This is a genomic window from Paenibacillus terrisolis (genome assembly GCF_056171975.1).
Window position 1 is genome coordinate 12,456 of the sequence record NZ_JBKFGG010000028.1, and the last position, 26,657, is coordinate 39,112.

The 26,657-nt window shown below is 49.3% G+C and carries 19 protein-coding genes; all 19 read right to left on the reverse strand.

Annotated elements, in window-relative coordinates; translation table 11 throughout:
• Positions 1 to 72 precede the first annotated feature (72 nt).
• Positions 73 to 342 (reverse strand): small, acid-soluble spore protein, alpha/beta type, encoded by a 270-nt coding sequence (locus ACI48K_RS19765; RefSeq protein ID WP_475029348.1) that lies wholly within the window; start codon positions 340 to 342, stop codon positions 73 to 75.
• 118 nt (positions 343 to 460) lie between these two features.
• Positions 461 to 988, reverse strand: coding sequence for a hypothetical protein (locus ACI48K_RS19770; protein WP_475029349.1), 528 nt, complete (start codon positions 986 to 988; stop codon positions 461 to 463).
• 101 nt (positions 989 to 1,089) lie between these two features.
• Complete coding sequence (locus tag ACI48K_RS19775; RefSeq protein ID WP_475029350.1) at positions 1,090 to 3,606, reverse strand: hypothetical protein; 2,517 nt, start codon at positions 3,604 to 3,606, stop codon at positions 1,090 to 1,092.
• Positions 3,607 to 3,837: 231 nt separating this feature from the next.
• Positions 3,838 to 7,206 carry a hypothetical protein gene (locus ACI48K_RS19780; RefSeq protein WP_475029351.1) on the reverse strand — a complete coding sequence of 1,123 codons (3,369 nt, stop codon included), beginning with the start codon at positions 7,204 to 7,206 and terminating at the stop codon, positions 3,838 to 3,840.
• Between the two features lie 517 nt (positions 7,207 to 7,723).
• Positions 7,724 to 8,065, reverse strand: a complete 342-nt coding sequence (locus tag ACI48K_RS19785; RefSeq protein ID WP_475029352.1) for a hypothetical protein — start codon at positions 8,063 to 8,065, stop codon at positions 7,724 to 7,726.
• A gap of 139 nt (positions 8,066 to 8,204) precedes the next feature.
• On the reverse strand, positions 8,205 to 12,143 hold the full coding sequence (locus ACI48K_RS19790) for an S-layer homology domain-containing protein (RefSeq protein WP_475029353.1): 3,939 nt from the start codon (positions 12,141 to 12,143) through the stop codon (positions 8,205 to 8,207).
• A gap of 296 nt (positions 12,144 to 12,439) precedes the next feature.
• On the reverse strand, positions 12,440 to 13,564 hold the full coding sequence (locus ACI48K_RS19795) for a glycosyltransferase family 4 protein (protein ID WP_475029354.1): 1,125 nt from the start codon (positions 13,562 to 13,564) through the stop codon (positions 12,440 to 12,442).
• Between the two features lie 113 nt (positions 13,565 to 13,677).
• The gene (locus ACI48K_RS19800; RefSeq protein WP_475029355.1) at positions 13,678 to 14,442 is read right to left on the reverse strand and encodes a WecB/TagA/CpsF family glycosyltransferase; all 765 of its coding nucleotides are present in this window, start codon (positions 14,440 to 14,442) and stop codon (positions 13,678 to 13,680) included.
• Between the two features lie 6 nt (positions 14,443 to 14,448).
• Positions 14,449 to 15,624, reverse strand: a complete 1,176-nt coding sequence (gene csaB, locus ACI48K_RS19805; RefSeq protein WP_475029356.1) for a polysaccharide pyruvyl transferase CsaB — start codon at positions 15,622 to 15,624, stop codon at positions 14,449 to 14,451.
• Positions 15,597 to 17,615, reverse strand: coding sequence for a DUF5693 family protein (locus ACI48K_RS19810; protein ID WP_475029357.1), 2,019 nt, complete (start codon positions 17,613 to 17,615; stop codon positions 15,597 to 15,599). The genes csaB and ACI48K_RS19810 overlap by 28 nt, the downstream gene beginning before the upstream one ends.
• A 203-nt stretch (positions 17,616 to 17,818) precedes the next feature.
• Entirely contained in the window at positions 17,819 to 19,543 is a 1,725-nt protein-coding gene (locus ACI48K_RS19815) for a phospho-sugar mutase (RefSeq protein ID WP_475029358.1), read from the reverse strand.
• Positions 19,544 to 19,581: 38 nt separating this feature from the next.
• Complete coding sequence (gene fabZ, locus ACI48K_RS19820; RefSeq protein WP_475029359.1) at positions 19,582 to 20,004, reverse strand: 3-hydroxyacyl-ACP dehydratase FabZ; 423 nt, start codon at positions 20,002 to 20,004, stop codon at positions 19,582 to 19,584.
• A 285-nt stretch (positions 20,005 to 20,289) separates the two neighbouring features.
• Positions 20,290 to 20,490: a DNA-directed RNA polymerase subunit beta gene (locus ACI48K_RS19825; protein ID WP_475029360.1), complete on the reverse strand. Its 201-nt coding sequence runs from the start codon at positions 20,488 to 20,490 to the stop codon at positions 20,290 to 20,292.
• A 12-nt stretch (positions 20,491 to 20,502) separates the two neighbouring features.
• Positions 20,503 to 21,324: a flagellar hook-basal body protein gene (locus ACI48K_RS19830; protein ID WP_475029361.1), complete on the reverse strand. Its 822-nt coding sequence runs from the start codon at positions 21,322 to 21,324 to the stop codon at positions 20,503 to 20,505.
• A gap of 64 nt (positions 21,325 to 21,388) precedes the next feature.
• A complete protein-coding gene (locus tag ACI48K_RS19835; RefSeq protein ID WP_475029362.1) occupies positions 21,389 to 22,285 on the reverse strand; it encodes a flagellar hook-basal body protein in 897 nt (298 codons plus the stop codon).
• A 99-nt stretch (positions 22,286 to 22,384) separates the two neighbouring features.
• Positions 22,385 to 23,383 (reverse strand): rod shape-determining protein MreB, encoded by a 999-nt coding sequence (gene mreB, locus ACI48K_RS19840; protein WP_475029363.1) that lies wholly within the window; start codon positions 23,381 to 23,383, stop codon positions 22,385 to 22,387.
• Between the two features lie 241 nt (positions 23,384 to 23,624).
• Positions 23,625 to 23,909 carry a sporulation transcriptional regulator SpoIIID gene (gene spoIIID / locus ACI48K_RS19845; RefSeq protein ID WP_475029364.1) on the reverse strand — a complete coding sequence of 95 codons (285 nt, stop codon included), beginning with the start codon at positions 23,907 to 23,909 and terminating at the stop codon, positions 23,625 to 23,627.
• Between the two features lie 661 nt (positions 23,910 to 24,570).
• Positions 24,571 to 25,326 carry a peptidoglycan DD-metalloendopeptidase family protein gene (locus tag ACI48K_RS19850; protein WP_475029365.1) on the reverse strand — a complete coding sequence of 252 codons (756 nt, stop codon included), beginning with the start codon at positions 25,324 to 25,326 and terminating at the stop codon, positions 24,571 to 24,573.
• Positions 25,327 to 25,426: 100 nt separating this feature from the next.
• Complete coding sequence (gene spoIID / locus ACI48K_RS19855; RefSeq protein ID WP_475029366.1) at positions 25,427 to 26,581, reverse strand: stage II sporulation protein D; 1,155 nt, start codon at positions 26,579 to 26,581, stop codon at positions 25,427 to 25,429.
• Between the last annotated feature and the right edge of the window lie 76 nt (positions 26,582 to 26,657).

Consider the following 26,657-nt stretch of genomic DNA (forward strand, 5'->3'; position numbering starts at 1 on the left):
GACAATCCTCAAAGAAATATTATCGTATTTAGCAACTTGTGTCAAAATAATTCCTGATTTTGCCCATATTTTTTATAGGATAAAATGGCGCTCCGCTTGCGCGACCAAACGTTTGGTGATCTCTCCGCCAACCGAGCCGTTTTCACGGGAAGTCAAATGGCCCCAGCTTCCGCCATAACTTCCGCCGCCCATAGCTCCGAGCTCTCCGGCAAACTCCGTATCTGCCGAACCAAAGGCTCCCGACGCACCGACCGGCAACCCAAACTCAGCGGCGATTTCATATTTCCACTGATTGAGCACCTCGCGGCTTTCCGGAACGATTTTACGATTACTTCTTGCCATGATTTCTGCACCTCCTGAAGAAATTATGCTTCAGGAATAGTATGTATCCGACGCTCTCGGCTACACGTATGAAAGATTGTTACTTTTGGCAAAATCATGCCCGTTTGCACATTAGAGGTTATTTCTTAAACTGATAACCGCCTCGCACCATCACCGTGAGGTTATGCGTATCCCCATCCTGCACTTGAATCCCCCGGCCTTCCCGCGGAAAAGAAAGCAGGTGGTTATTGGCCACAGCCCCACCATTCTTGATATCGACGCCATCGGTCAGATCGGCAACCCCGCTCTGATCCTCGCTATAGATGGCCGCCTTCCCCGAGCGCACGATAAACTCCGCTCCGGCGGAAGCCATCAGCACTTTGCCAGGATTTACTTCAACGATTTGAATTCCATCGGATGCGCTACCGCTTGATCCGCCATTTGACGGAGATGTAGGTTCAGTTGGAGTAGTTGGACTCTGCGAGCCAGCACCCAAAGCCTGTTTAATCGCCTGATCCACATAACTCTTCGTCACGACCGGATCGTCCGCCGTCCCCGGCTGATTCGCCACTCCAGCCCCTTCCACGTGCAGGTTCAACAACGATCCCGCCAAAATCCCGCCGCCAATGACCACCGCCGCGGCGGTAATTTTCCATCCTGTCTTCATCATGTGCCTCCTCTATGACTCTCGTATAAGTTTATGATAGAGGTTTTAATAGAGTGAAACAAGCCCAAATCCGGATGGATTTGGGCTTGTTGGAATTTCTGTTATCTAATTGAGGCCGAAGTGTAATAGTATGCTTGCGAACCTAATTTAATTTTTTGACCCTGGAATTCGTCATACACGTTTAACTGGAAGCTTCCGGATTCTCTGTCTTCAAATACGGAATCGTCAAACCCAAAGCTTGCACTGCCTCCGTTCGTTATTTTTAGATCGGTTTCCGGCGCGAATTCTTTCTCAAATGTTCTGCCTGAGGAATCTACAAGTTCAAATAAATATTTATGCCCGAACTCTCCAATCGAGTAATCCATATTCCGCGTTTGATTGTAATCAAATACTACATTGACGGAGGAGGACCCGCTCAAGGTTGCCCGCACATTTTTCACAGTCAAAGTGTAAGGGAACAAGCTCAAATTTGTAAGATTGCCGTTAATAGTTGGAGTGCTCACCCCAAGTTCTAGAGCAGCAGCATTGACATAACCATTAGCTTCTCCTTTAAGCGGTGTGAGCTTGTTATCCGTTATTCCCTCGCCAACAACCAGCTTCATATCGGTAGTGGAGATATTCTTCGGAATTTTAGCCCACAAGGCGACAACGCTCTCCTCTTCAGGTCCGGCCGAAGTGTCAATTTGACTAACGGTGGCTTTGTAGGTTTGTCCGCCCGATCCTTGGAAGGCTCCTGTAAGCTGTGATAAATCAATCTGATGATCTTCCATATTCTTCGCTTCCAGTTCTGTGTACACCAAATCCGACGACGTTCCACTATATACGAAAGAACGTAATACTTTGAGTTCCTGCTTTCGTCCAGCCGTATCAAGACTGTACGTAGAGCCTGCGGAAATCGTCGGTAGTTCAGGAAGCGCTCCGGCATTCCCAAATTGAACCCAATCAGATGAAGCGGTATCGCTCAGTTTTTCAAGAAGCGATATTTGCAGTTGACTGAAATCGAGATAACTTGGCACTTTGGCTATAACATACACATCAGTCGCCATATTCGGACCAAGCAAATTCACGCTTTGTGTTGATACCAGTTTGGTATCGGTGGTTAGTTTTGCACTGTCTACTTTAAGTTCACCGCTAAGATTAGGAAGTAGCACTGTTTTATTTCCAGTGTTATTAATCGTAAGCTTGGCGGATACCAAATCGCCGTCACTCCAAGGCAATCTTTGCAGAGAAGACAATTCGACCCCAAGGATACCGTTAGCGGTTTGAACAAATTGCTTCTGCCCGATCATATTTTGCAAAGGCTGAGCATCCGGAAGGGCAAAAATGCCAACAGGATAACTAAAAGGATCTTTTGAATCGGCGGCCGCAGGGAGATTCATGAATAATTGAGGCTTTACAGTGCTAACATTAGCTGGGACAGTCACACTTAAATTCAAGGTTCTTTCCTCAAGCGGCTGCAGAGTTAAGTTATCCGTGGCTTGCGTTGAGATCGGAAGTCGATAACCATCTGAAGTCTGAATTTCAAATTGATATTTTGGAATCGTTACCACGGTTCCCGTAGTATTGCGCAAGTTCAAACGCACCATTAAATCATGCTCATCAAAGCTTTGCAGCATATTCATTCCAGATACCTTTACAGCGATCTTTCCGCTGCCAAGCACAATAAATTTCTCTATATTAGATTGGATGGCAAGAGAAGTATTGGATGCACTCGGCAGCATCATTGTGGCAATCGGCAGACTTAACTTGGAGGCTTCATCATCTTGCACTAATTGTAGTTCCATATTCGTGAGATTAATGTTCTTAGGAATAGAAGCCATCAAATTCAAAGTCTTATTATCTTGCGGTTGAATTTTATATTCCGCGCTTGTCGGATCGGCAGACATCGGATAGCTGGCTCCACTTGAAGTCTTGATCACAAATTTCACTTTAGGGTCTTCAAAAATGTTATAACCGATATTTTGCAGATTCAAGCCAACACTTACATACTTGTAATCCCCTGAAATGTAAGCTGCAACTTGATCCACTTTCGCTTTTACAGGTGTATTAAAGATTTGTAGTGTTTTTGACTGACTGGATGGAGTCGAAGTTATATATGTAGCAGGCACCTTAAACTGGCCCTTCAAGCTTTCATAATTAGACTGACTAAAATCCCATTTTATGACTTGAAAAATCAAATTGCTGGGCTTAGCGTTTTTCCCAACTTTAGCAACATAAGTAAGTGTAGTGGATGAACCGGCTGATAAACTTTTCTTGTCTTTGTCCTTGGTCATTAACGAAGTACTATAGATGGTTCCACTAGTTGTCTTCACTTTAGACCAATAGTCCATCAAGTCCAGTGATTTACTGTCGCCATTCGTAATCGTCAATGTATAAGTAAGTATACTCTCTTGATCCTGGGTTAGAATATTGACATCGGTTAAGCGAACGGAACTCTTGGCTGTTATTTTGACTGGATTTAAGTTGGCTAGGGTATGGACAACAGGTTGCGTTTGTTTTGTAGGTGTTTTCGTTGTCTTAGTAGTTGTGGTGCTTGTACTCGCTGCCAATGCCCCTTGTGCGCTCGACAGCAGCAATGTCACACCCAAGGCCGCTGCGGTAACTGGTATCTTTCTCAATTGATTTCCTCCCATGCAGAAAGTTCTTATAAAGATATAACGTATGCCACAAAAAAATGTTTCGATTAGTGAATATATTGTAATCTGTAACAACTATTATTTTAAGATCAACTAACTTTAGCATGGGAAACTGAAAATAGGCTGAAATGGTCGAACTTGTTCTTCAAGAAAAAGACCCTTTTAGATTTTATCTAAAAGGGTCTTTCAAAATTGCTACTTAATTGTTACTTATTACAGAATATCAGCAGCAACCAATTGTGTTTCGAAGTAACCTACTACTGCACCAGTAAGGTCATTAACTTCATACACATGAACATATTGACCAACTACTGCAGGAAGATCAGAAGCAGAAACATATGCTACTGCACTAGAAGGAGCAGTTGTACCAGCATTTGCAGTAACAGCAGCACTGGAAAGGAATACTTTCAACGAGTTACCAGTTGCAGGTGCATAAGTAACTTTAGTAGTGCCTGACAATGTACCAGGGGCAACAGCAGCTCCTGTAAGTGCAGGCGCTGCAGTATAGGTAGCAACATCAACGAGAGCTCCTCCTACACTGAAATCAGCTGCTGCGTTAAGCCCAGCAGAAGTATCAGTTACAACAGATGCATCTCCATTACCTTTAAGAGTTACGGTAACAACATCAGTATCGCTGAGTGCTACGTCTGTTGTAAATTGAACTTCCAAGAGATCATTATTATCAGCAATTACTACCGGTCCAGTTACATTAATTGTTCGTGCTCCGTCAATCTTCACTGTAACGTTTCCAGTGCCGTTAAGTGAGCTGATATTTTCGGAGAATCTCACGCTAGCTTTGTAAGTGGTGCCCGAAAGAAAAGCAACATCCATTACTTTAGCAGGAGCAGTAGAAGTAGCTGCAGTATAATCCACTTGTTTTGGAGCAATCTTATCAACAACTGCAGTTGCAGGAAGAACATCTACTTTTACACCAAACGCATCTTGAGTCGTTGTATTAGTATTATTTACTCCAGTAGCAAATTGGAACACTGTACCAGCACTTTCAGGATTTGCAGGAATTGCCCCATTAGGGAATGTGAAGGTAACGAGAGTATTGCCACCGCTGTAAGAGTAGGACTTAACAGACGATGCCACGATTTCAGCAGCTGCGCCAGTTTTAACTGCGAAGTCACCAGCATTAAAGCTGTTCAAAGTGCCCTCGAATTTAACAGTCAACTCATTGTTAGCAGTTGCTTTGACTTCACCGGTAGCAACACTAATGACATTGGAAGATACAGCGTTTCTGTCTCCAACGTAGCCAGTGCTCGCATATCCGAAGTGACCATCAGCATCTGCAATCAAACTTACACGAAGGTTAAGCGTACCTGTGGTGTATTTGTTAACTGTAGCTTGAGGAATAGTAATACGCACTGTGTTCGTGGATACTGCATCAACATAAGCACTTGTTGGAAGTGCTTCATAAGATCCACCATTCATAGCAATATTAAATTTAGCCTTTTCAAGTGCGCTACCATTGCCCTCTATTGCAAAATCCTTAGTGAAGGTTGCATAGACATACACATCTTCTTTACCTTGATAAGCAGCATCCTTTTCAACCCAAACCTTTTTCAATTCAGGTGCAGCTGTATCTTGAATCTTCAGAGAAGCACTGTAAGGAAGAATTGTATTTGGAACATATGCAGTATCTTTAACACCTGCAACGTCTAATGTGTAGTCACCCGAATCCAGAACACCTGCCAATTTAATCACATATTTCTTAGCAGTAAGAGAAGTAATCGTTTGGATTGGATGTCCATTAGCGTCTGTACCTTTACCAACTACCACTTTACCGTCTTTATCACGAAGAGTGTAGTTAGCTTTATCAGTACCATTTGCTACATCCTCACTATAAGTAACAGTAAGTTCATGATTTCCTCCAACAATATCACTAGTTACGCTAGTAACTGTAGGACGTTCAGAATCTGGGGTCGGAGTAACCTTAACTTCGCGAGTTGCAGCATTACCACTGTAGTCAGTTACGCCTTCCAATACGATGTTGTTCTCACTGTAAGTCAGTGGATCAGCAAAAGTAAGGGTAACTTTTTTGTCGGAACGAACAACAGAAGTTGCAGCTTTTGCAGCAATGCCATTATAAGCTTTGCTTACGGATTTAATTGGTTCGTTAAATTCAATTTCAACAACTTTAAAGTCATTGGATTTAGCCGAAACAACTTCTGGAGCTGCAGTATCTTCTGCAACAGTAAAGTCATGATCTACAGGCAATACTTTCAGGTCGGAGAAATCTCTAACTCCGCTGATTGTCAACTTATGAGCCCCTGCAGTTAACGTAGTTGATACAATCACTGTTTTTGGAGATTGATATTCTACAACACCTGCAATTGCTTTGCCATCAATTTTGTAATTAACAGTAGAAAGAGCAGTTGCTTTGTCAACCGGTTCAGTGAAGGTTACTTTAAAAGCGCTTGTACCCAATCCAACCAATTCTTTCACATCAGGAGTCGTAACATCTACCGGTGTGAATTTAATATCCTGGCTGAAAGTTTTAGTTTTCAAAGAGCTCTTAACTCCACTAACAGTCAATTTAGCTTCTTTTTGATTTTGCAAGCTGTTGGCACCAAAATTATCGCCATCCAGCAACAATGTTACGGATTTACCGTCTTCAGACAAAGTTGCGGATTTGATTGTTTTACTAACATTATAGTTACCTACAGTCTCAGCGGAAGCTTCATCCACAGTACCGTCAAAAGTAACTACAACTTCTTTAAGATTGCTAGCAGTAACGCTATCGATCTTAGTTGCTTCAGTTACAGTCCAGGTAACAGTGTACTTCAGAACTTTACCGTCTTCAGTTTTGTACTCGAGGTCAGTTGCTTTGTTAGCTTCCAACGGAGTAGTCAGAACTACATCAACAGTAGTGTCATCGGACAAAGTCAGTTTAACGTGAGTTGCGTCCGAAGCTTCTGCTTTAACTACTTTGAAAGCAGCTTCTTGGTAAACTGCATAAGCAGCAACGATTGCTTGGGAGCGAGTTGCAGCTGCTTGGTAGTTGATACCGTCTGGGATCAGACCAGCTTGAACTGCTGCTGCCACATAACCTTTAGCCCATGCGCTTGCAGTGTTGGTAGCGTCTGTAGGAACATCCAGTTTCAGAGCAGTTACGACTACTTTAGCCAATTCTTGAACCGTTACGTTGCCGTTAACGTCGAAGATTTTCTTGGTAGCGTCTTTACCATTGAGCAGGCCAGCTTGAGTAGCTGCTTCAATGTAAGTACGAGCCCAGCTAGTTGCATATCCTTTATCATTGTAGGAAGTAGCGTCTACTGGTTCAAGTTTCAGGGAGTTGACGATGATTTTCGCCAATTCGCCGCGAGTAAGAGTTTTTTCCAGGTGGGACAAGCCGTCTGGAAGACCAGTTACTACGCCTGCATCTTTCAATGCGTTGAATTGTTGTTCTGGCGTCAATGTTTGAGCGTCTGCGCCGAAGGCTACAGAAGCAAACATGGAGAATGCCATTGCTGTAGACAAAGCTACGGATAAAATTTTCTTCATAACCTTTTTTTCTCCTCCTTGATTAACTATCATATGAGAGTTTTCTTTAAATGAATAGCTCGTGTTACTCATTAGCCATTGCACCCCCTTTCCAGAGCCTGAGCGGTTTCCTATAAATTAGGTCTGCAACAATGTCGCAGAAACTTGTAAACAGATACATGAGATAGAACGTAGAAATAGACTAGTTTCCTAATCCTACCTAAACATTATACAATGGGTCCCTAGAGCCGTAAAGCTAATTTTTCTAATAGATAGACAAGTTTCCCTATGAGGAACATGCTGCCATGTCTAATTTGGTCACCATTGTCAATGCTCTACATCTTAAACGCAGGAGTTTCTAAAAAGTTGCGGGGTTTCGAAAAAAAATTGCGAGATTGTAACCTTTGGCAAGGTTCCCCTCTATTACGCCTTTTTAACTTCCCTCCCTCCTGACGGAAATTAGTATATCATGCCGAAATATGTCAGTCATTAAGCAACTTTTGCCAGAATGCCCAGAATGGCCTAACTTAAATCTATGTATGTGAACGGCAAATAAGACGTCCAATTTGGACGTCTTATTGAATAATGTCCAACTAACCATTGCCGTATTTTAACGAACTCTCAAGGCTAATTGGATAATCCGATTGCGCATTTGCGGATCGGTATTTAGTTTTAAGTACATGTCGTCAATCGCTTGCTTATTGTCTTTGTAGCTCTTCTCATGCTTCATCGTATTATGAGACCATTCAATCAATTCATTTTCGGCTGCGCGCAAATCGTTAAAGGCATCGTGAAAGCCAGTCTCAACAACAAGACCTTCCATCACCTCTTGAGTTATCTCCTGCAGCTTCGCCGTTTCTTCAATTTTCTTCTCCAATACCTTGGATCTATCCTCAAATTTTCTCTTGGCTCGTGTATAACCCAGTTGTGGTCTAGATAGGATCGGTTTCATCTGTTCAATTTCACCCTTTAACATGAATGTCTTTTACTTTGCTTATTGTAACGTAAACTTTGGCAAATTACAAAATGATGTAATTGGAAAAAAGAAGCGGCCAAAGATGAACTTTGGCCGCTTCGCCTTGCAAGATCACTTAGCTAAGGTTTTTAGGGAACAGGTTCGTGCTCTTCTTCAACAGCTCAACCGCGATCTTCCCAGCTTCCGCTCGAGTCATCGGACTCTTCGGGTTGAAGTTGTTGGAAGCCTTCTTCTGACCCGGTATCGTTACAGGGACGCCGCTCATGATCTTGGCGCTGTATACGGCTTGAACCGCCGGACGAGCGTAAATATCGATTTGCGACGAGTCCAGGAAGTTCTTGGCCAGGGTCGACGCAAGCTTGGTGTCGTTTAGAGCCATTTTCAATTTAAGAGCCCTGGCGATCATCAGCGCGGCCTGTTCGCGGGTCAGACTCTCATCCACCCCGAAATAACCGTCGCCGAGACCGGTAATGATCCCTGCTCTTGCCGCCGTCTCGATGTACTCGTAGGACCATGTATTGGTCTTGGCGCCCGGACCAACTTCGAAGAACGTCTGATTATCATCATAGTTCAACGGAAGATTAAGACCTTTTACGAGCAGCGTTGCAAATTCACCGCGTTTTATCGGATCGTCCGTACCGAACGAATCGGAACGAAGGCCATTGTTCATCATGATGCCTTTGGCATAGAGGGCATTCAGAATTTCGCGGGCCCAGGAATGTTGCGTGATATCTCTGAAGCTGTTTTTCAGCTTCATAACTTTGTAGTATCCGAATTTGTCGAACGGCACCGTAATGGTATGGTTTTTAGTGTTCACTTCGCCGCCGATGTTCTCCCATTCGCCGCCTTCGGTAAGACGAAACACGGTCAGATTAATTCCCGCGGCGTCGACGACGTTCGGATCGAACGCGAGCGTCAAAGTGCCGCGGGCCGATGGTACCAATCTACGGGTAGGGTCGATTCCCATGAAGCTCACCGGCTGGTTGCTGTCTTTGGACGGGAACGAATACCAGGATGAATAAGGAGGCAGCCCGTTCGTTGCCGGAGAGTTGCCCAATTCTCCAATACCTCCGCTGATCCAGTAGACATCGGAAACTCTCGTAAAGTTGTAGGTATTGGCATCCATCGTAAACAGAGTAACCTCATAGTCGGGCTTCCCGATTTCACGATAACCGCTGTCTTCGCCGCTCAGCGGGTCGAAGATGATGTTTCCGTAATCGTTCCTTCTCTCTACGACGCCATCCGTAGGGTCAGCGATCCCAAACAGCAATTTATTGTCCGGATAGAATTTGACTACCGAGTTCTTGGGAACGATGGCATTCTGCAATACCGTTCCTTTCGGGAAAGACAACTCAAGCTGTTTGTTGAAGATGCTATACTTATTACTTACTTTTTCCGCCATGAACTGAGAATCGATCGCTACAGTACTGGCGTAATACACGCGGATCTCGGTGTTCGATTTGACGCCGTTACGGTCGATTTGAATTTTAATGGTGTTCCAGGAGTCTTTCTTTAGACCAACATAATCATAAATGAATCGGCTTGGCAGATCAGCCGGCAAGTCCGTTCGCTTGGTCGCCAACTCTTTGCCGATCGTCACCGCAGTGGCTCCCTCAGCCTCGATGTCAAAACGCACAAAGTTGCGGTTAACAATAATGTCTCCCTCAACGGTCGGCTGCGGAGCGATGATACGGAATGCAGATACTTCGCGCTTTACTTCCAGCTTCTGGCTGGTCCGGGATCCCGTGCGGTTGATCAGATCCAGGTTGTAGATATGGCTCATTGAAACCGCGCTGTCGAATTTGATATCGCGGATCCGGAGGATAAAATTGTCTTGCGTCCCCGCAAAGTCGTATACCAGAGTGCCTTGCGCGGCTCCTACTTTATAGTTGTTCGTTGCCGAAGCATCGATATCCGTACTGAAGAATAACTCGGTTCCCCGATAAAGTTCGAGTCTCTCGGCACCGCCGCCGTGAAGCACGAGGTCGTAACTGCTTCTTCCCGTTACGAAACCGTCATCGGTCGGTGTAAAGTCCGTGGGTTGCTCAAAGATTTTATCAAGATTGTTGTTGGCCATGTCCTCCAGGAATACGGTTCGTTCTGAAGGATCGGTCGGGGCTCCTACCGGTATGAACTTTTCGATTGTCGACTTGTTCTTGTCGATGATGAAGAAACGAATTGTCTCGGTGACGACGGTTGGGTTCGTTCCCGAAGTTTTCCCTGTCAGGACGATCGTATTCTGGCCGAAATAAAGCGGGCCTTTATTAGACACGTCTAATGCCAAGGTGAATTTTCCCGTTGTTGGTGTCAGCCAACCTCCTTGATTTCCCGGGTTCAGTTCAAGACCGTTTACCGTAACCTGGTTTTGGAAGTTAAAAGCAACCCCATCAGTATTCCCAAAACCGGAATATTGCCCTGTCACAGTGATCGTGGTCGTCGCGGCTGAGGCCGAATCGATTTCGATCGTTTGCCCGTCAAGCAAATTGTCGACATGGATATTGCTTCTTGATACATAGGCGATATTGCCATTGTAGTATGCGGTGGAACCGTCAAAGTTAAAGCGAACCTGCTGCGTACCGCTTGAGAAATCGCTGATTTGGTATACTGCCTGGTTCGTCAAACCGGTCGGTTGCGCAGCATATGCAATGTTGATAGCTTTGGTGCTGAGCGGAAGATAAGTTCCCTCCAACAGCGGTGTAGCTCCTACAGCTTCCTCACCCTCGACCAAAATATAGAATGTGGACGAACTGACCTGAGGAATATTCACTTGAGAATTGCTAAGCAGTTTCTTCGTTGCCAAATTGTATTTAGCCGGGTCACCGTCGTAGTTTTCCAGTAAGTAAATATTCTTGATAACCTTCTGGTTCGGCAAATATTTAAAAGTCGTTCTCTTGCTTGCAGTATATTGCGTAGTCAGATCATTGCCGTATTTCACGGTAACTTCAATGGTTTGCACACCGTCGGGTCCAAACGTGAAATTGTCCGTGGTATCGAATGTGACCAATCGGTAAGCCGGGGTGATGCCGTCGGCCCCCGGTATAACCAATTCCTCCGATACATTCGTCGTCAGATTGACCGGAGCTGCCCCGTTGACCGAGATGCTGATCGGATTAGTCGTTGCCGCAAAAGCATCGGACTTATACGGAAGCAGTACCTGTCCGGTTAATGCCGCTTCCCCAGGTGTTTTGGAGACTGTTGGCTCTTGCGTGGTAAGAACATCGATCGGATCCGTATATCCGCTGTGCTTCAAATTCAACGAGACGAACGGCTGGTTCGCGTCGAAGAAGTAAACCATTCGTGTGGCCGTAACCGTGCTTGTCTCATTTTTGACTTCGATTTTCAACGTGTTAAGACCCGGAGACAGGTTCAAGTAACTGGAGAAGAAGTCGCCCGTATCGAGCAAAGTCCCCAATTGGCCTTGATCATCTCCGACGGCTACGCTGATTTGAGTCGCATTGTCCGCTTTCCCTTTGATCATGATCCGGTTTGTGGACACAACGGCTCTTGCATCCTCATTCAGATTGACGGCATTACCGCCCGCCCCGTAAACCTGAGCACTGATCAGGGTTGGGACCCGATCATACAAGACATAAAACGTGTCTGAACGCTTATTGTTCCCCTGGCTGCCCGCGAACGTCAGCTTGTTGTAACCCGGGAACAATTTCAGGTTCACCGAAAACCGGCTGTTGCCGTTATCCGTGAGTTTACTCGTTGCGATGTTGGTGCCGTTGGGAATCCATCCGGTTGGGGATGAATTCAACTGCTGGACAGTTACCTCCAGATTGGTACTGACCTGATTATAAATCCCTTCCACCAGAAAATTGGCGCTTGTCGAAACTTGAACGTTCGCCCTGCTTAGTTCGGTATCGGCTACATTGCTCGCAGGGTCCAGAGACGTTGTGCTTTGCAGCTTCACGTCATCCGGAATAAAATAGGTCGGCGGCTGCCAATTGACCGGAGCAGCGCTGGCAGTCGATGCAAAACCCGCAGGAAACAGGGTTATGATCAAAGCGGTTAGCATCAACCATATAAAAGGTTTTTTAATGCGTTGCATGTCATGATTCTCTCCTTTATCGCTGAATTTGCCCAAAATGTCACTTACTTTTGTTATCGGTCGCCAAGGTACAAATTTTTAGAAAAATCACGAAATTGAGCCTAACTAAGTTGAGCAAAATATGGAAATCCTGTATGTTTTGTTATTAAATTGGTTGGATCGAATCCGTACAACTTGTCATGTTTGCATTCACAAGAAAACAAAAACAACCTCCATTGAAGCGTCATGCAGACGTTCGCGAAGGTTGTCTCTTATACGGCTATAAGTTCAGTTAACGTGCGGAATATGAAATCGGATCATTTCGAGCCGCCTCGCTCCTCGCCGACTTTCATGCGCAGACGAGCGATAAAGTCGAGAACAGGCCGTTTGGTCTTGCCGATGAGGCCGATGACTTCGGCGCCGATCTGCAGGAAGAAGACCATGATGCAGATGACGACAAAGGTGACCCAGTTAGCGTTGTACAAGGCCGCAGACGACTGAATGATGGCAAGCACACCGAAGAAGGCGGCGATGCCGTAAATGATCAGCACGGTCTGGCGGTGGCTGAAGCCAAGCTCGCGCAGGCAGTGATGCAGATGACCTTTATCCGGCGAAAAAATCGGTTTCTTCTGCATCCAACGACGTACGATCGCGAACATGGTATCGGACAATGGCACGCCGATCAGAATGAGCGGCGTCAGGAACGACACGATGGCGACCTGCTTGAACCCGAGGAGGGACAGCAGCGCCAGGCAGAAGCCCAGGAACAACGCTCCGGAGTCGCCCATGAATATTTTGGCCGGGTGAAAGTTAAAGTAAAGGAATCCGAGAATGCTGCCCAGAAGCAGCAAGCACAATAAAGCAACGACGACGTTGCCCATCAAAAACGCCATGACGGTGATAGTTCCGATCGCAATGGCCGAAACGCCTGCAGCAAGTCCGTCCAATCCGTCGATCAGATTGATGGCGTTGGTCACACCGACGATCCACAGAATGGTGAACGGGATGGCGATCCAGTCTTCCACCGAGGCGTAGGAATGAAAAGGTATATTGGCAAACTCAATCCGAATATCAAAGCCGAACACGACTACACATGCCGTCGCGATTTGCACGAGAAACTTCAGCTTGGCCGACAAATCGAAGCGATCGTCCAAGGCGCCAAGCAGCACCGTCATGGTCCCGCCTACGAGGAATGCCTTGATGAAGTTAAGTTCGCGCAGCGTAAACGTGTGCGGAATAAACGGAAGAAGCAGGAATACGGCGATGATAAAAGATAGGAAAATGCCCAATCCACCGAGTCTTGGCATAATGCGTGTATGCACTTTGCGCGCATTTGGTACATCGACCGCGCCGACCTTGATTGCAAATTTCTTCACGAGCGGCGTCAATCCCAGAGCCAGTCCAAGCGAGACGATAAACCCGATGGTATAGATGATCCACATATTACATTTCGACCTCCAATTTTAGTGCCGGAATGAATTATACTCCGTTTGAAAAGAAACTCAAACCTCGCAAATCGGCAAAAATCCGCCGTTTCGCGCGAAATACCGCTGAATTAGCCCATTTTCGTAAGGTTTTCTTTCTCCCGCAGCACGCGCATTGCGAATTTCGGCAGCGCAAGCATTCTGCGAAAACGGGTAGGTTCCTTCAATAGCCGGTACAGCCATTCCACCCGAAGCTTGCGGAAGGCCATTGGGGCCCGTTTGGTGCGTCCGGAGATGACGTCGAAGCTTCCCCCGACGCCCATCATGACCGGAACGGCCAGGTCGTGTTTATATCGTGCGATCCAGGGCTCTTGAGTATCGGTGCCGCGGGCGACGAACAAAAGTTGCGGAGAGGCCGCTTTGATCTGTTCAATAACTTCCCGGTCCTGATCCGGTCCGAAGTAGCCGTCACGGTATCCGACAATTTCAACGCCCGGATACTGGAGCGTAAGCCGTCTTGCCGTTTCCTTGACCACTTCCGGGGCCGAGCCGAGCAAAAACACCTTCCAATGACGGCGTTCACCTTGCTTCATCAGCTCATGCAGCAGTTCGTAACCCGGAACTCGTTCGGCGACCGGATCGCCGCCTTTTTGCGCGGCCCAGACAAGGCCGGTGCCATCAGCAACAATCAGCTCGGCGGATTGCATCATCTTCTTGTAATCGGCACTTTCGATCGCCGCCATCATCATGATCGGATTGGCCGTAATGATATGATGTGGAGCTCCTGCTTCCATGATTTCGGTCAAATATTTGACCGTATCCTTCATGCCCCATTTGCAGACCGGCACGCCGAATACGGAAGCGGTCGGCACGGTTTTCGATATCGTCGCGTTCACCAAAAGTCACCCTTTACTCCGTAAGTATTCTACGATCTTCCGCGCGGGAATCCGCGCCTCGCGCTTCAGCTCGGCGATCTGCGCGGCGTGCGCTTTGCGCCAGGCCGCGCCTTCACTCAGGAGGCGTTCGCCCTCCGCCGCCAATATCCGAGGATCGAGCTCCTGCGCAGTCCCGATTGGCACGCTGCCGATCCGGGCCAGGAAGTGGTCGATCTTCGGATCGTACGAGACGCCGAGCAGCGGAACGCTTTGCGAGGCGGCGTAGATCAAGCTGTGCAGCCGCATCCCGACGAGGAGGCTGCACTCGCTCACCTCCCGCAGCATTTGCTGCGGGTGCTCGGTCTCCGGCGCAAGGCTGACGGCGCTCCCGTGTTCGGCCACGTTCCCCAGCCGGTCCATGACGAAGCGCGAAGCTTCGGCGTCACCGGGGGAATGGAACGGCAGAAAACGGATATGCACCGGCTTGCGCCGGCAAAGCGAAGCGAGGCCGTCGGCCAGCTTCGCAAGCTCGGTCCGCTCGGGGTTCCAGAAGCGGACCGACACGCCCACCACCGGCAAGGTTCCGGCCGCGCCGGTGCCACTAACGTCGGCAGCGCCATCCTCCGGCGCCGCCGAGGAAGCCTTGCCACCCGTGTTGGCATCCGCCGGCAGCGGTAAACCCATCACGGGATCGGGCACGACCTGCACGCTGTCGCGAAGCCCCATTTCCCGCAGCAGCGCCGCCGATTCCGCGTCACGCACGGAAATGTACTCGCAGCGGCGGAAAACGGAGGCAATAAACGGGCGGAACAGCTTCCTGTTTACCGGGCCGATGCCTTGGGCATAAACAAACGTGGGTTTGTTCAGCCATTGCGCCAGCTTGATCACGCCCAGATAATACGGGATCGACTTGAAGCCCGTCGCGTCCTGGAGCAGGCTTCCGCCGCCGCTGATCAAACCGTCGCTGTTCTTAATAGCCTTCCTTACCTCGGCCAGTTTCATCCGGTGAACCGCCTCGACGCCATACGTCCGAGTCGTCCATTCCGGATCAATCGACAGCACCACCGGTTTGATATCGATCCCCGAAGCGAAGCTTTCTTCCTCCAGCGCGTTCAGGATCGACTTCAGCACCGCCTCGTCTCCGCTGTTGCGAAATCCGTAGTACCCCGATAAAACTAAGGTTTGAGCAGTTGCGGCGACCATTTATCCCAGCACCTTTCAATGATATGCCACACCAGAACGGCCAGCAGACCAATTACGAGGCCAATTCCAAGACCCAAAAGTCCGCGGATCAGCGAAAGAACGGCCGGTGTATGGATATGTGCGAACGTGTCGACCATGGACAGCTGCCCCATGACCGCGACGATCATCGCGTAAAGCGCCCAACGGTAACGGAAAGCGGCAAACAAACCTACAAGGAACAGAGGGTGCGCCAGCAAAAACTCCTTGTTGCGCGGCCGCACGTGGAAGGTGTTCTCCAAGAACGAGCGGAAAGCGGCCTCACCCGGCAATTCCGTTCCCGCGTTCCCCGTGCGGGACAGGTAGTACAATCCAGCCACGCCGACCACGGCAATGGCAACGACCCAGAGCAGCGTAATCGGTGTTCTCATCCATCTGCGCAGCTCTTGCCACACCGATTTACCTTGATACAGGAAGACGTAAACGGCAATCAGCAAAATCGGCACGAAGTGCAGCAGGCTGACGCCGCGGAATTGATTCAGCACCAGACTGTACGTGATATTGTTCAGCAATGAAATGACAAAAGGTACGGCCGCCAGCGAGATCAGTGCGGTTTTCACATACAGTACAAGCGAATGTGTTAAACGTCGGCTGCCCGACATGTTCACATGGACATGCCGCACTTCCTTTACTTTGCGGATCGCAAATATTACGGAAATGGTTGGTGCGCTGATGGCCACAAACAAGGCAAGCGCCTGTTCGAGCAGCGTTGGTTTTAGCACGTACAAGCCGGCCGACCCGATTAGACCAAGTACGAAAACCGCCAGAGTCAACGAAGGCAGGAAGCAGGATACGAGCAAAGCGACAAAAGCTACACCGCCCAGCACAACAAAGGCCTTCGCATATTTTTGCCAGGAAGCGTCATGAATGGTGAACGCCTTTGCCGTTCCCAATTCAAATCCGTTGTTTTCGATGCGCTCTATGGCATTGCCCGGCGCTTGAAGCGTATTGATCAAATTATCGATCGGATTGGTAATCGCCGCTTTAGATAAATCCTTGGACGGAGAAGCATTCAGGTAGATCATTCGAATGTTCCGGTCCTTGGTTGCGAGTACAAAACGGTCGGCCAGCGTAGATGTGCTTTGAGTCGCTTCGGTATCCGACAGGGAATGAAGACGAACCACATTATAGCCGACCAAATAAGCCAGCTTGTTGAAGCCTTTTTGCGGCGCCTTCAAGCTCTCGATCGCGGCAATACCGATACCGTGCTTTTTCAAAGAATCCGCAAAGCCTTGCAGGCTGTTCTTCGCTTCGTTATCGTTAAAACCCTTTACGGCTTCGCCATCGAACAAAATCCGGGTCACGCCGTTCTGTTGATAGAAGTCGAGCTGCTTGTCCACCGCTTCCTGATCGTAAGGAATATTGTCGGACAAACGAGGCAAAATGTTAAAACCTTTGTCGCGCAGCATGGCAAACGCAATCGGATCCGGCTGCATCGGCTTCAGCACCGCCTCATCCATGCTCATGCCGAGGATCAAGCCGCCTTGATCTTTATACGTCCAAGGAGTTACCGAAACGCCGATCGCCTTGAACGCATCCTCAATGATTGGACGAAGCTGCTGTTCATTATCCGCGCTAGTAAATGCGACATACGTAAAATTCTCATAGCCGTTTAATACGGTCTGATTCATTTTCGCTACGTCCATCGAGCTGAACACCATGATTCGACGGGACTTTGTCAGTTCGTCAAGCGTGCTTTCAAACATCGCCATTGTGCCTATGCCGGCGTCTTTCAGACGGTCCAGCTGTTCATCCAGATAAGCCGCGGGATTCGCTTGATACGACGCAACTTCCAGCAAACCGCGATAATTGAAAACAAACTCTACTTTTTTTGCGGACGATTCCGTCTCTACGCGCTGATAAATCACGGGCACGGAAGCCACCAATCCGACAATCACCAAAACCCACAACCATTTGCGGGAAGCGTTATTCAATCGCTGCCAACTTCGAATCACAAATGTACCTCCTCAAGGTAAAAATACGCCTCAATCTTCATGCAGCCATGTAAAATCTTAATTAGCTGCATTTTCTACAGTTATAAAAGAATGCTTCTTAATTGCCGAGCGCTGCCGATACCGCTCCAGCCATAAGCCGGGCGGCATCGGCAGCTGCCGGGATGTTCCGGAGCATTTCCGGTATGAACCATATGTGTCGTTAGTTACTGAGCATCGACGCGCGCCAGCACTTCTTCCTGCATACTCGAAAGATGCGATTTGGCGTCTTCGTTCGAAGTGCCGCGAACCGCAAAGTAGAACTTGATCTTCGGCTCCGTGCCGGAAGGACGCAGGCAGAACCACGAACCGTCTTCCAAAAGGAACTTCAGCACGTTTTCCTTCGGCAGGCCGTCCAGACCTTGCGAGTAATCGAGCAATTGACTGACCGCCACGCCGCCTACTTGTTTCGGCGGATTGGTACGGAAATCTTCCATCAGCTTGCCGATCTTCTCCAGTCCGTCTTTTCCCTTAAGTGTACGGGAAGCCAGAGATTCGCGGTAATAGCCGAATTTCGCGTACAGTTCCTCAAGCACATCGATCAGCGATTTGCCTTGGCGCTTGTAGAATGCAGCCGCTTCGGCGATCAGCATGGAGGCAACGATGGCGTCTTTGTCGCGGGCATAATTACCGGCCAGATAACCATAGCTTTCCTCATAACCGAACAAATAAGTATGCTCGCCCGATTTTTCGAATTCGTTCATTTTTTCGCCGATGTATTTAAAGCCGGTCAGCGTATTGTATACCGTAGCGCCAAAATAGCGGGCGATCTCGGCACCCATCTCACTGGTGACGATTGTCTTCACGACAGCCCCGTTTTGCGGAAGCTTGCCGGTCTCCTGCAATTGGCTCAATACATAATAAACGAGAATCGCGCCCGATTGGTTGCCGGTCAGGATTTCATATTCACCTCTTGCGGACTTCACAACGGCTCCCATCCGATCGGCGTCCGGATCCGTACCGATCAGCAGGTCCGCGCCCACTTTCCGGCCTAGCTCGATCGCCAGGGTAAACGCTTCCCGTTCTTCCGGGTTCGGGGATTTGACCGTCGTAAAATTGCCGTCCGGCAATTCTTGCTCCTTCACGATGTGCACTTGAGTGAAGCCCAGCTTGTTCAGCACGCTGCGCACCGGCAGGTTGCCCGTGCCATGCAGCGGGGTATAAACTACCACGACATCCTTGGCCGCGCCGGAGGCCAAAAGCTCCGGATTAACGCTAGTGGCGGCAACCGTATTTGCAAATGCTTCATCATCCGCTTCACCAAGCCATACGAGCAAGCCTTTCGCTTCCGCTTCTTCGCGGGTAAGCCGCTTCACTTGAGCAAAAGAGGCCACGTTTTGAATGTTCGCAATCACTTTCTCCGCTTCATGAGGAACCAGTTGTCCCCCGGCCCTGTTGTAAACTTTATAGCCGTTATATTCAGGCGGATTGTGGCTCGCCGTAACGACGATCCCGCCGGTAGCTTTCAAATCGCGGACGGAAAAAGACAGCTGCGGTGTCGGGCGAAGCGAAGTAAAGAGCTTGGCTACAATGCCGTTGCCGGCCAGCACCAGTGCGGCTTCAAGCGCGAATTCCGGCGAGAAGCGGCGGCAGTCATGAGCGATAACCACGGAAGGAAGCCCTGTGCCGCTCTCGCCATGGGCTTCAAGAATATATTCGGCAAATCCTTGCGTTGCCCGGGCCACCGTATAGAGGTTCATCCGATTGCTTCCTGCGCCGATAACGCCGCGAAGTCCACCCGTGCCAAACTCCAGATCCCGGAAGAACCGGTCCTCCAGTTCGGCCGGATCGTTCTCCAGCGCGCGCAGTTCCTGCTTGGTAGCTTCATCAATGGACGGATCCTGCAGCCATTGTGCAGCTTTTTCTTTTGAAACGATGCTTAATTCAGACATGTTTGTTTCTCCTCCTTAAGAGTTCCTGATGACTTTTTTTATGACAAAGCAAACATGATCTCGCCTTCGGCGACGACCTTGTCCTCTACTTTGGCGACCGCGCGGCCTTTGCCGATGGATCCCTTCAGTCGAATAATTTCGACCTCCAAGCGAAGCGTATCTCCGGGCACAACCTGCCCGCGGAAACGGAAGTTGTCCAGCCCCGCCAAAAAGCCGATTTTGCCGCGATTGGCTTCCACATTCAAAATCGCTACGGCCCCTACTTGAGCCAAGGCCTCCGTAATGAGAACCCCAGGCATGACCGGATAACCGGGGAAATGTCCCATAAAAAAGGGTTCGTTCACGGTGACGTTCTTAATCCCCACCGCCCGAACTCCTTCTTCCAGCTCCACAATCCGGTCCACCAGCAGAAACGGAGGCCGATGCGGAATGATCTCCTGAATTTGTTGCGTATTTAACATATGTAATACTCCTTTCGTCTTTTGCCATTGGGTCATTCCCTGTATAAAACTACAGACGCACGGTCACACTGTAACTATCCTTCGCGTCTGCAGAAGCGAAGGTTAAGATAAGGGGCTTATCCGCAAGCGACAATTTGCCGCTTACGGATGAAGCCCTTTTCATTTTCACGCTGCATAGTCCCCCATCATTATACATTTTCCGCAAACAAAAAGAAAACTCCCGTTACCGAGAGTTTGTGGAAAATTTCGTGCCATTTCTTCTATTATATAGTCCCTGTAAACCCGTTAGGGGGCGAAAACCAAATCGAACACATGCCGCCACGTATGCCATTGCAATACATCCGAAGCATCCTGCTTGCCAAGCACGACGTAACCTACTACGGTGCCTCCGACTAACGCAACAACTAGGAGCAGAATGATAAGCACAATGCGCAGAATAATGACCCAGGCTGCTCGTTTGACTTTCGGGATATTCTCCTCCGTCATAAAGCTCTCCACCTATCCACGCAAGTTATTGGCCAAATTCATCATCGTATCGCTGGAAGTCAGGGCACGGGCCGACAACTGATACGCCCGCTGCACCTGCATCATATCCGACATTTCATTCGTAATATTCACATTGGAGCCTTCGAGAGATCCTTGACGAATGATCGCCTGCTGATCTCTAGGAAGCGTAGCGTTGTCCATCAGCACATCGCCCTCGGCCGTACCCGGAGTCACTACAAAGAGATTGCCGTCCGTTTGTTTCAGCGCATCGGTACGCTGCGGAGTGAATAGAGCAATCCGTCCGAGATCCAGCGTGTCCTCGCCGGAGGTAGCCCGAATATTTCCTTGATCGTCAACGTCCAAGGTTGAATTGGCAGGGAATGTGATCGGGTCCCCATCGCTGTTCAGCACAACATAGCCTTGGTTGTTAACCAGATAAGCAGCTTCGCCATCAGCCGGATCGGGCTGAACATGAAAATCCCCTTCTCTGGTAAATGCCCGAACCCCCTCCGGTGTAAGCACCGCAAACAGCCCTTGCCCTTCAATTGCAAAATCGGTAGGCAGATCCGTGGTTTGAATAGGACCCTGCTCAAAATTGACCGAGACCTTCGACATATTGGAGCCAAAGCCCAAAGTGAACCCCAGCGGACTGACCCGTCCAGGGAGCTTCATATCGGAAATTTGCTGCTGCACGCGAGTTAACGTATCTTCAAACGAAGCTTCTTTTCGCTTATAGCCAACTGTATCCAAATTGGATAGATTATCGCCGATCATATCCAGGCGCTGCTGGATACCGCTCATCGACGTCATTGCACTGATCATGGAGTTGTTCACGCCGCACCTCCTAAATTTGAAACGGATGCTTGTCCATCCATTATACAGCAACTAGTGTACCGGATTACACCCGGCCGAGATCATTAACCGCTTTGTCCAAGCTGCGATCATAATATTGAATAACTTTTTGATTGGATTCATATGCCCGCTGCGCTGCCATCAAATCCACCATGGATTGAGCCGGGTCGACATTGGACACTTCCAAATAACCCTGACGGACTTCTGCCCCGTCGGTTGCCGCCAAAGGACGAATGCCTGTGGCTTTCGGATCTTGAACGGTATATACGCCGTCGCCTTGACGAATCAGATCTTGCGGACGTTCCACCACGCTGATTCCAAGCGTCGCTACGGCTACGGGTGCGCCGGTTTCGTCGGTCGTCAACAGGTTGCCGAAGCTGTCGCTCTTCAAATCCTCGACCGATTGGCCTGGAGCGAGAGTAATCGCATTCCCCGCGTTATCAAGCACGCGATAGCCGGTTGATGTTCTCAGTTCTCCGGCTGGATTTATGTTAAAGCCGCCATCACGGGTATAACGTACGTTGCCGGCTTCGTCCATTACCGAGAAAAACGCCTGCGGACGATAAATGATCTCGCCTTTATCATTTACAGATTTACCCGATCCATCAAAAACGATCGGATTTCCCGTCGTCGGATCGTTTAATCCCAGGCTGGAAATCAGCGCAAAGTCAGTGCTTTTGTCCGTTCCCTTCGTGTCGCCTTGAGTAAAAGAGGGGAGCGCTTCCTCCGCAAATACCCCGGTATTCAGCTTACCGATCTGGCGATTTCCGCCATCCGACTGGTTATTCATTAAGGAAATCAGCATTTCGGGAAAAGAATGTGAAACGGTATTCACTTGCTTATACCCCGGCGTATTCATATTGGCGATGTTTTGAGTTACCGTGTCATGGCGCCGCTGCTCCGTGATCATCCCGGAAGCCGCCGTATAAAGTCCTCTTAGCATGTCCTGCCCTCCAGACTGTTCTTAAACGATGGATGATTATTAATCTATTGCCGAAAGTCCATAAGGACCAATTGCATTCCTTCATTATATATCGGCGTATTAGAACTTTTTCTTAATCGCCTTGTCCAAATTGTCGAGCATAATACCCGTTCCCTTAACGACGCAATGCATCGGATCTTCCGCCACAAGCACCGGAACGCGCAGTTCTTCAGCGAGAAGCTCGTCCAATCCGCTCAGCAAAGCGCCTCCACCGGTCAAAATCACGCCACGGTCGATAATATCTGCGGATAATTCCGGCGGAGTACGCTCAAGCACCGATTTGGCGGCGGCGACAATGTTGGAAACCGGATCGGATAAAGCCTCCTGAACTTCGCCCGACGTAATCGTAACGGTCAGAGGAAGACCCGATACCATGTCCCTGCCGCGGATATCCATTTCTCCGATCTTCCCCGTAGGATACACGGTTCCGATCCCGATTTTGATATCTTCCGCCGTTCTTTCTCCGATCAACAGCTTGTACTTCGTTTTAATATATTTAATAATGGCGGCATCGAACTTGTCCCCGGCGACTTTAATCGACGAAGCCGTGACGATGTCCCCCATGGAGAGCACCGCCACATCCGTCGTCCCGCCACCGATATCGACAACCATATTGCCGCTCGGTTCATAAATATCCATGCCTGCGCCGATGGCTGCAGCTTTTGGTTCTTCTTCCAAAAAGACTTCTTTGGCACCGCTGTGTTCCGCGGCTTCGCGAATCGATTTCTGTTCGACAGAAGTAATATTCGTAGGCGCGCAAATGAGAATGCGTGGGCGGCTGTACCAGCTTCTTCCTCCAACCCGGTCAATAAAGTACTTCAGCATCGTTTCCGTAATTTCGAAGTCGGCAATGACTCCATCCTTAAGAGGACGAATCGCGGTGATGTTTCCCGGCGTGCGTCCGACCATCTTCCGCGCTTCTTCGCCAACAGCCAGTACGCGTTTTGCGTCGCTGTCAATCGCCACGACGGAAGGTTCGTCAAGAACGACTCCCTTTCCTTTGACATGAATCAGCACATTGGCTGTACCTAAATCAATACCAATATCCTTGCTCATCATTCACGAGCTCCCCTAAAGTGTATTTTGCGGATCGCGGAAAGGACGGTGCAGCCGTTTCCACTTGCCTATGGAAAGAATGTCCTATCATCCAGACTGAAATTCGACAAAAAACGATGCTAATCGTAGTATTTCGGGTGAAATGGATGAAAAACCACAATCTCATGCCATATTTTAAAATACCATACTTTAGGGGATGTGTTCAATGATAAACCTGTCGAATCGTAAACTAAACTTTACCGCATTAATTTAACGAACTGATCACCTCGCGTTTGGACTGTCCTTTTTTCTTATACTTGATCTTTGTCGCCTCGCCTCCGCGAAGGTGCCTGATCGACTTATGGTATTCGAGAATGTGCTTCACCTGATCTGCCAAATCCGGATTGATTTCCGGCAGACGCTCGGTTAAATCCTTGTGCACCGTACTTTTCGATACACCGAATTCCTTGGCTATTGTCCGAACCGTGTGCCGAGTTTCCACGATGCATCGACCTATTTTAATCGTTCGTTCTTTGATGTAATCGTGCACGCTCCCGCCTCCCAACTCGAGATAGTTTGGTACATTATATGAGGGGCGGGCCTATATATTCTTTGTTTCCAAGCCTGACAAGCCTAAGCGAGGCCATTTATTTTGCAAGCTGCCGGAGCGGGAACCGAAAAACCGAAGCAAGCCGCTCGGTCCGGAGAGAAAGAATGAGGAACAGAAAAAAGCGGAGAACATTTCTTTCGAGGAAAGGACACTTAAAAAATTAATGCAATTATACATGCAAAAAAAGCTCAATACCGACATCGATTCTTAACAAGAACATGCTGCGAATCTCAACCTTCTAACGAATCGAAATGCCGTTATTTGGACAAAATCAAGCGTTTGCGAAACGTAACGGACCCCACAGCCCTTATTTGGCCTGAAACGCGCATTTGGAGATGTTTTGGGATGAATAAGGATTCCTGGTTCCGTTAGAACATGAAACCCTGTCTTTTAAGACAAATAAGAGTTCTACAGTTCGTTAGCCTCAGGTCATGCTCTGCCGTGCCGATACCTGCAGATTTGAACTTATCTCCAGCACGGAACTGGTTAAGCAGAAAAAAAGATGCGGAATTCCGCATTGTTAACAAGGATGCCGGAGTCGATAAATGCGAAAAAAAGCGAAGAGCCTTAAGCTCTTCGCTTTGAAATAGCGCGTATATTCTTATTGTTTCGGAAGCACGGACACCGGGTTCACCAGTTCACCGTTTTCATAAACAGTAAAGTGAACATGGTTGCCGAGATCTTGTTCCATCTCGTTGCGTCCGGCGCTGGCGATCACGTCGCCTTGCTTCACTTCGGCGTCTTGTTTCACTTTGACGTCCGTCAAGCTCTCATACACGGTTTTCAAATTGTTGGCGTGCGTGATTTCCACGACATATCCCAGCAGAGGATGATTTTCAACCCGCGTGACTTTTCCGCTCATGGCGGCTTTCACGTCAAAGGTCTTTTGATCTTCCCGAGCGAGGTCGATCCCGGTATTCGCCGTAAATGTGTCACCATGCTGAACAAGGGCTGCCTGATGTTCCTCGGCTGTACCGTCCTTCTCGTAGAAAGGCTTAACGACAGTTACCTCGGTTGCATTGGCAACCGGCCATACCAGATCTTCGGACGAAGCGATGACTTCGGCTGCTTCTTCGTCTTTGGCGTCATTTTGACTAACCTGTCCCGCATCCTCGGTACCGGAAACGTCTACCGTATCGGTTACGCTAGCGGGGGTCGAGTCCATCGGTTTTTGACTCGCGTCCTGATAGACCCACACTAAGGTTAGAATAATTGCCGCTGCCGCCACATATGCTGCCGGGTATACCCATCTCTTCGACAATACTTTTTTCCACGCGGATACCGGTGCGGCCGGCTCTCCCATTGCTATTTTAGAAGATTCCTCGTGGGACTGTTTCTTTTGGTTCTGTTCATTCATTTGCTCATCACCTCAGTAACCAGTGTTACCGGGGCCGATTCTTTTATACTTGGTTTATATTAAATTTTTTGAAAATGTTATATAAAACTGCAAAATCTTCTTATAAAAAATGAGAAACCTGCTGAAAACCTATCCCCGTATAATAGTGTTTGAGGATTTGTGTCGCGGTGAATCCCTCTTTCGCCATGCCGTCCGCCCCCCACTGGCTCATGCCGATGCCATGCCCGTTTCCGTATGTCGTGATCTTTACATTTTGTCCATCGAGCGCGATCGTAAACTGGCTCGAACGAAGTTCAAGTTTCTCCCGAACCTCTCGTCCTGTGTATACTTCCTTACCGATGCGAATCTCTTTCACTCTTCTTCCCGTCGTCATCGATAGAATCTGAAAAGGTTTGGCCGGTCCGCTCGAGAAGGCGGTCTGCGTTTCGTCCGAATCCGAGCGGCTTTGCCCCAGCTTGGTTAAGAACTCGCTCACCGGGATCTCGACGCTTACCCGGTTGGAGGGGTTAATGGCCGCTTCCCATGGGCTGGGCACGCTGCGCAGGTAAGGTATTTCGAGGGACCAGTATTCCTCGGAGTTCTCGGTATATCCTCCGCTGGAGGAGAAAAACGCAGCGGTGATCGGTTTGCCCCGGTAAGTCATGATGATTCCCCGGGTTTGCTGCACCGCGTTTTGCAGTTTGGCCAGCTGCGAAGACTTCCCGGTTTTCGGCCACTGGCTAAGTACCGCCTTAGAGATGTACGCCTGATGGTCCACCGTGTCGGTAACATCGGCTTTTCCCCCGGGCACGCCGCTGGTATCGTGCGCGGAGAGCCTCCGCACGATAAAGGTCCGTGCCGCGATGGCCTGGGCTTTGAGCGCCGCGAGCTCGAAGTCCGCCGGCATCTCGGCGGCAAGCACGCCGGTCACGTACTGTTCGAGCGGCAGCGTCTCGACCGTGCCGGTGTGCGACAGATAAACGCGCACCGCCGTGTTGTCCGCCGGCGAGGCCGTCGGGGCCGCCGGGGGAGCGGGCAATGGCGAGGCCGCGAGGCCGGAGGCGTTTTGGCTTTGGCCGGCAGCCGGCGGGCTCACGGCGGCCGGCGATGTCGGCCGCGCGGGCACGGGCGGCGGCCCGGGGCTGCCGCGGCCCGCAAGCAGCGCCGGCAGCAGCAGCGCCAGCGCGGCCAGGGCCGCGAGCGCCGCCAGCCATGCGGCGGCGCGGCGGTGTTTGCCGCCGCTGCGGAAGCGCGGCGCGCGTTGGCGGGGCCGCACGTCGACGCGGACGTGCGGCGCGTGGGGTGCGGCGCGGGCGGCGACGTGGAAAGCAATGGCCCGGGGGGGGGGGGGG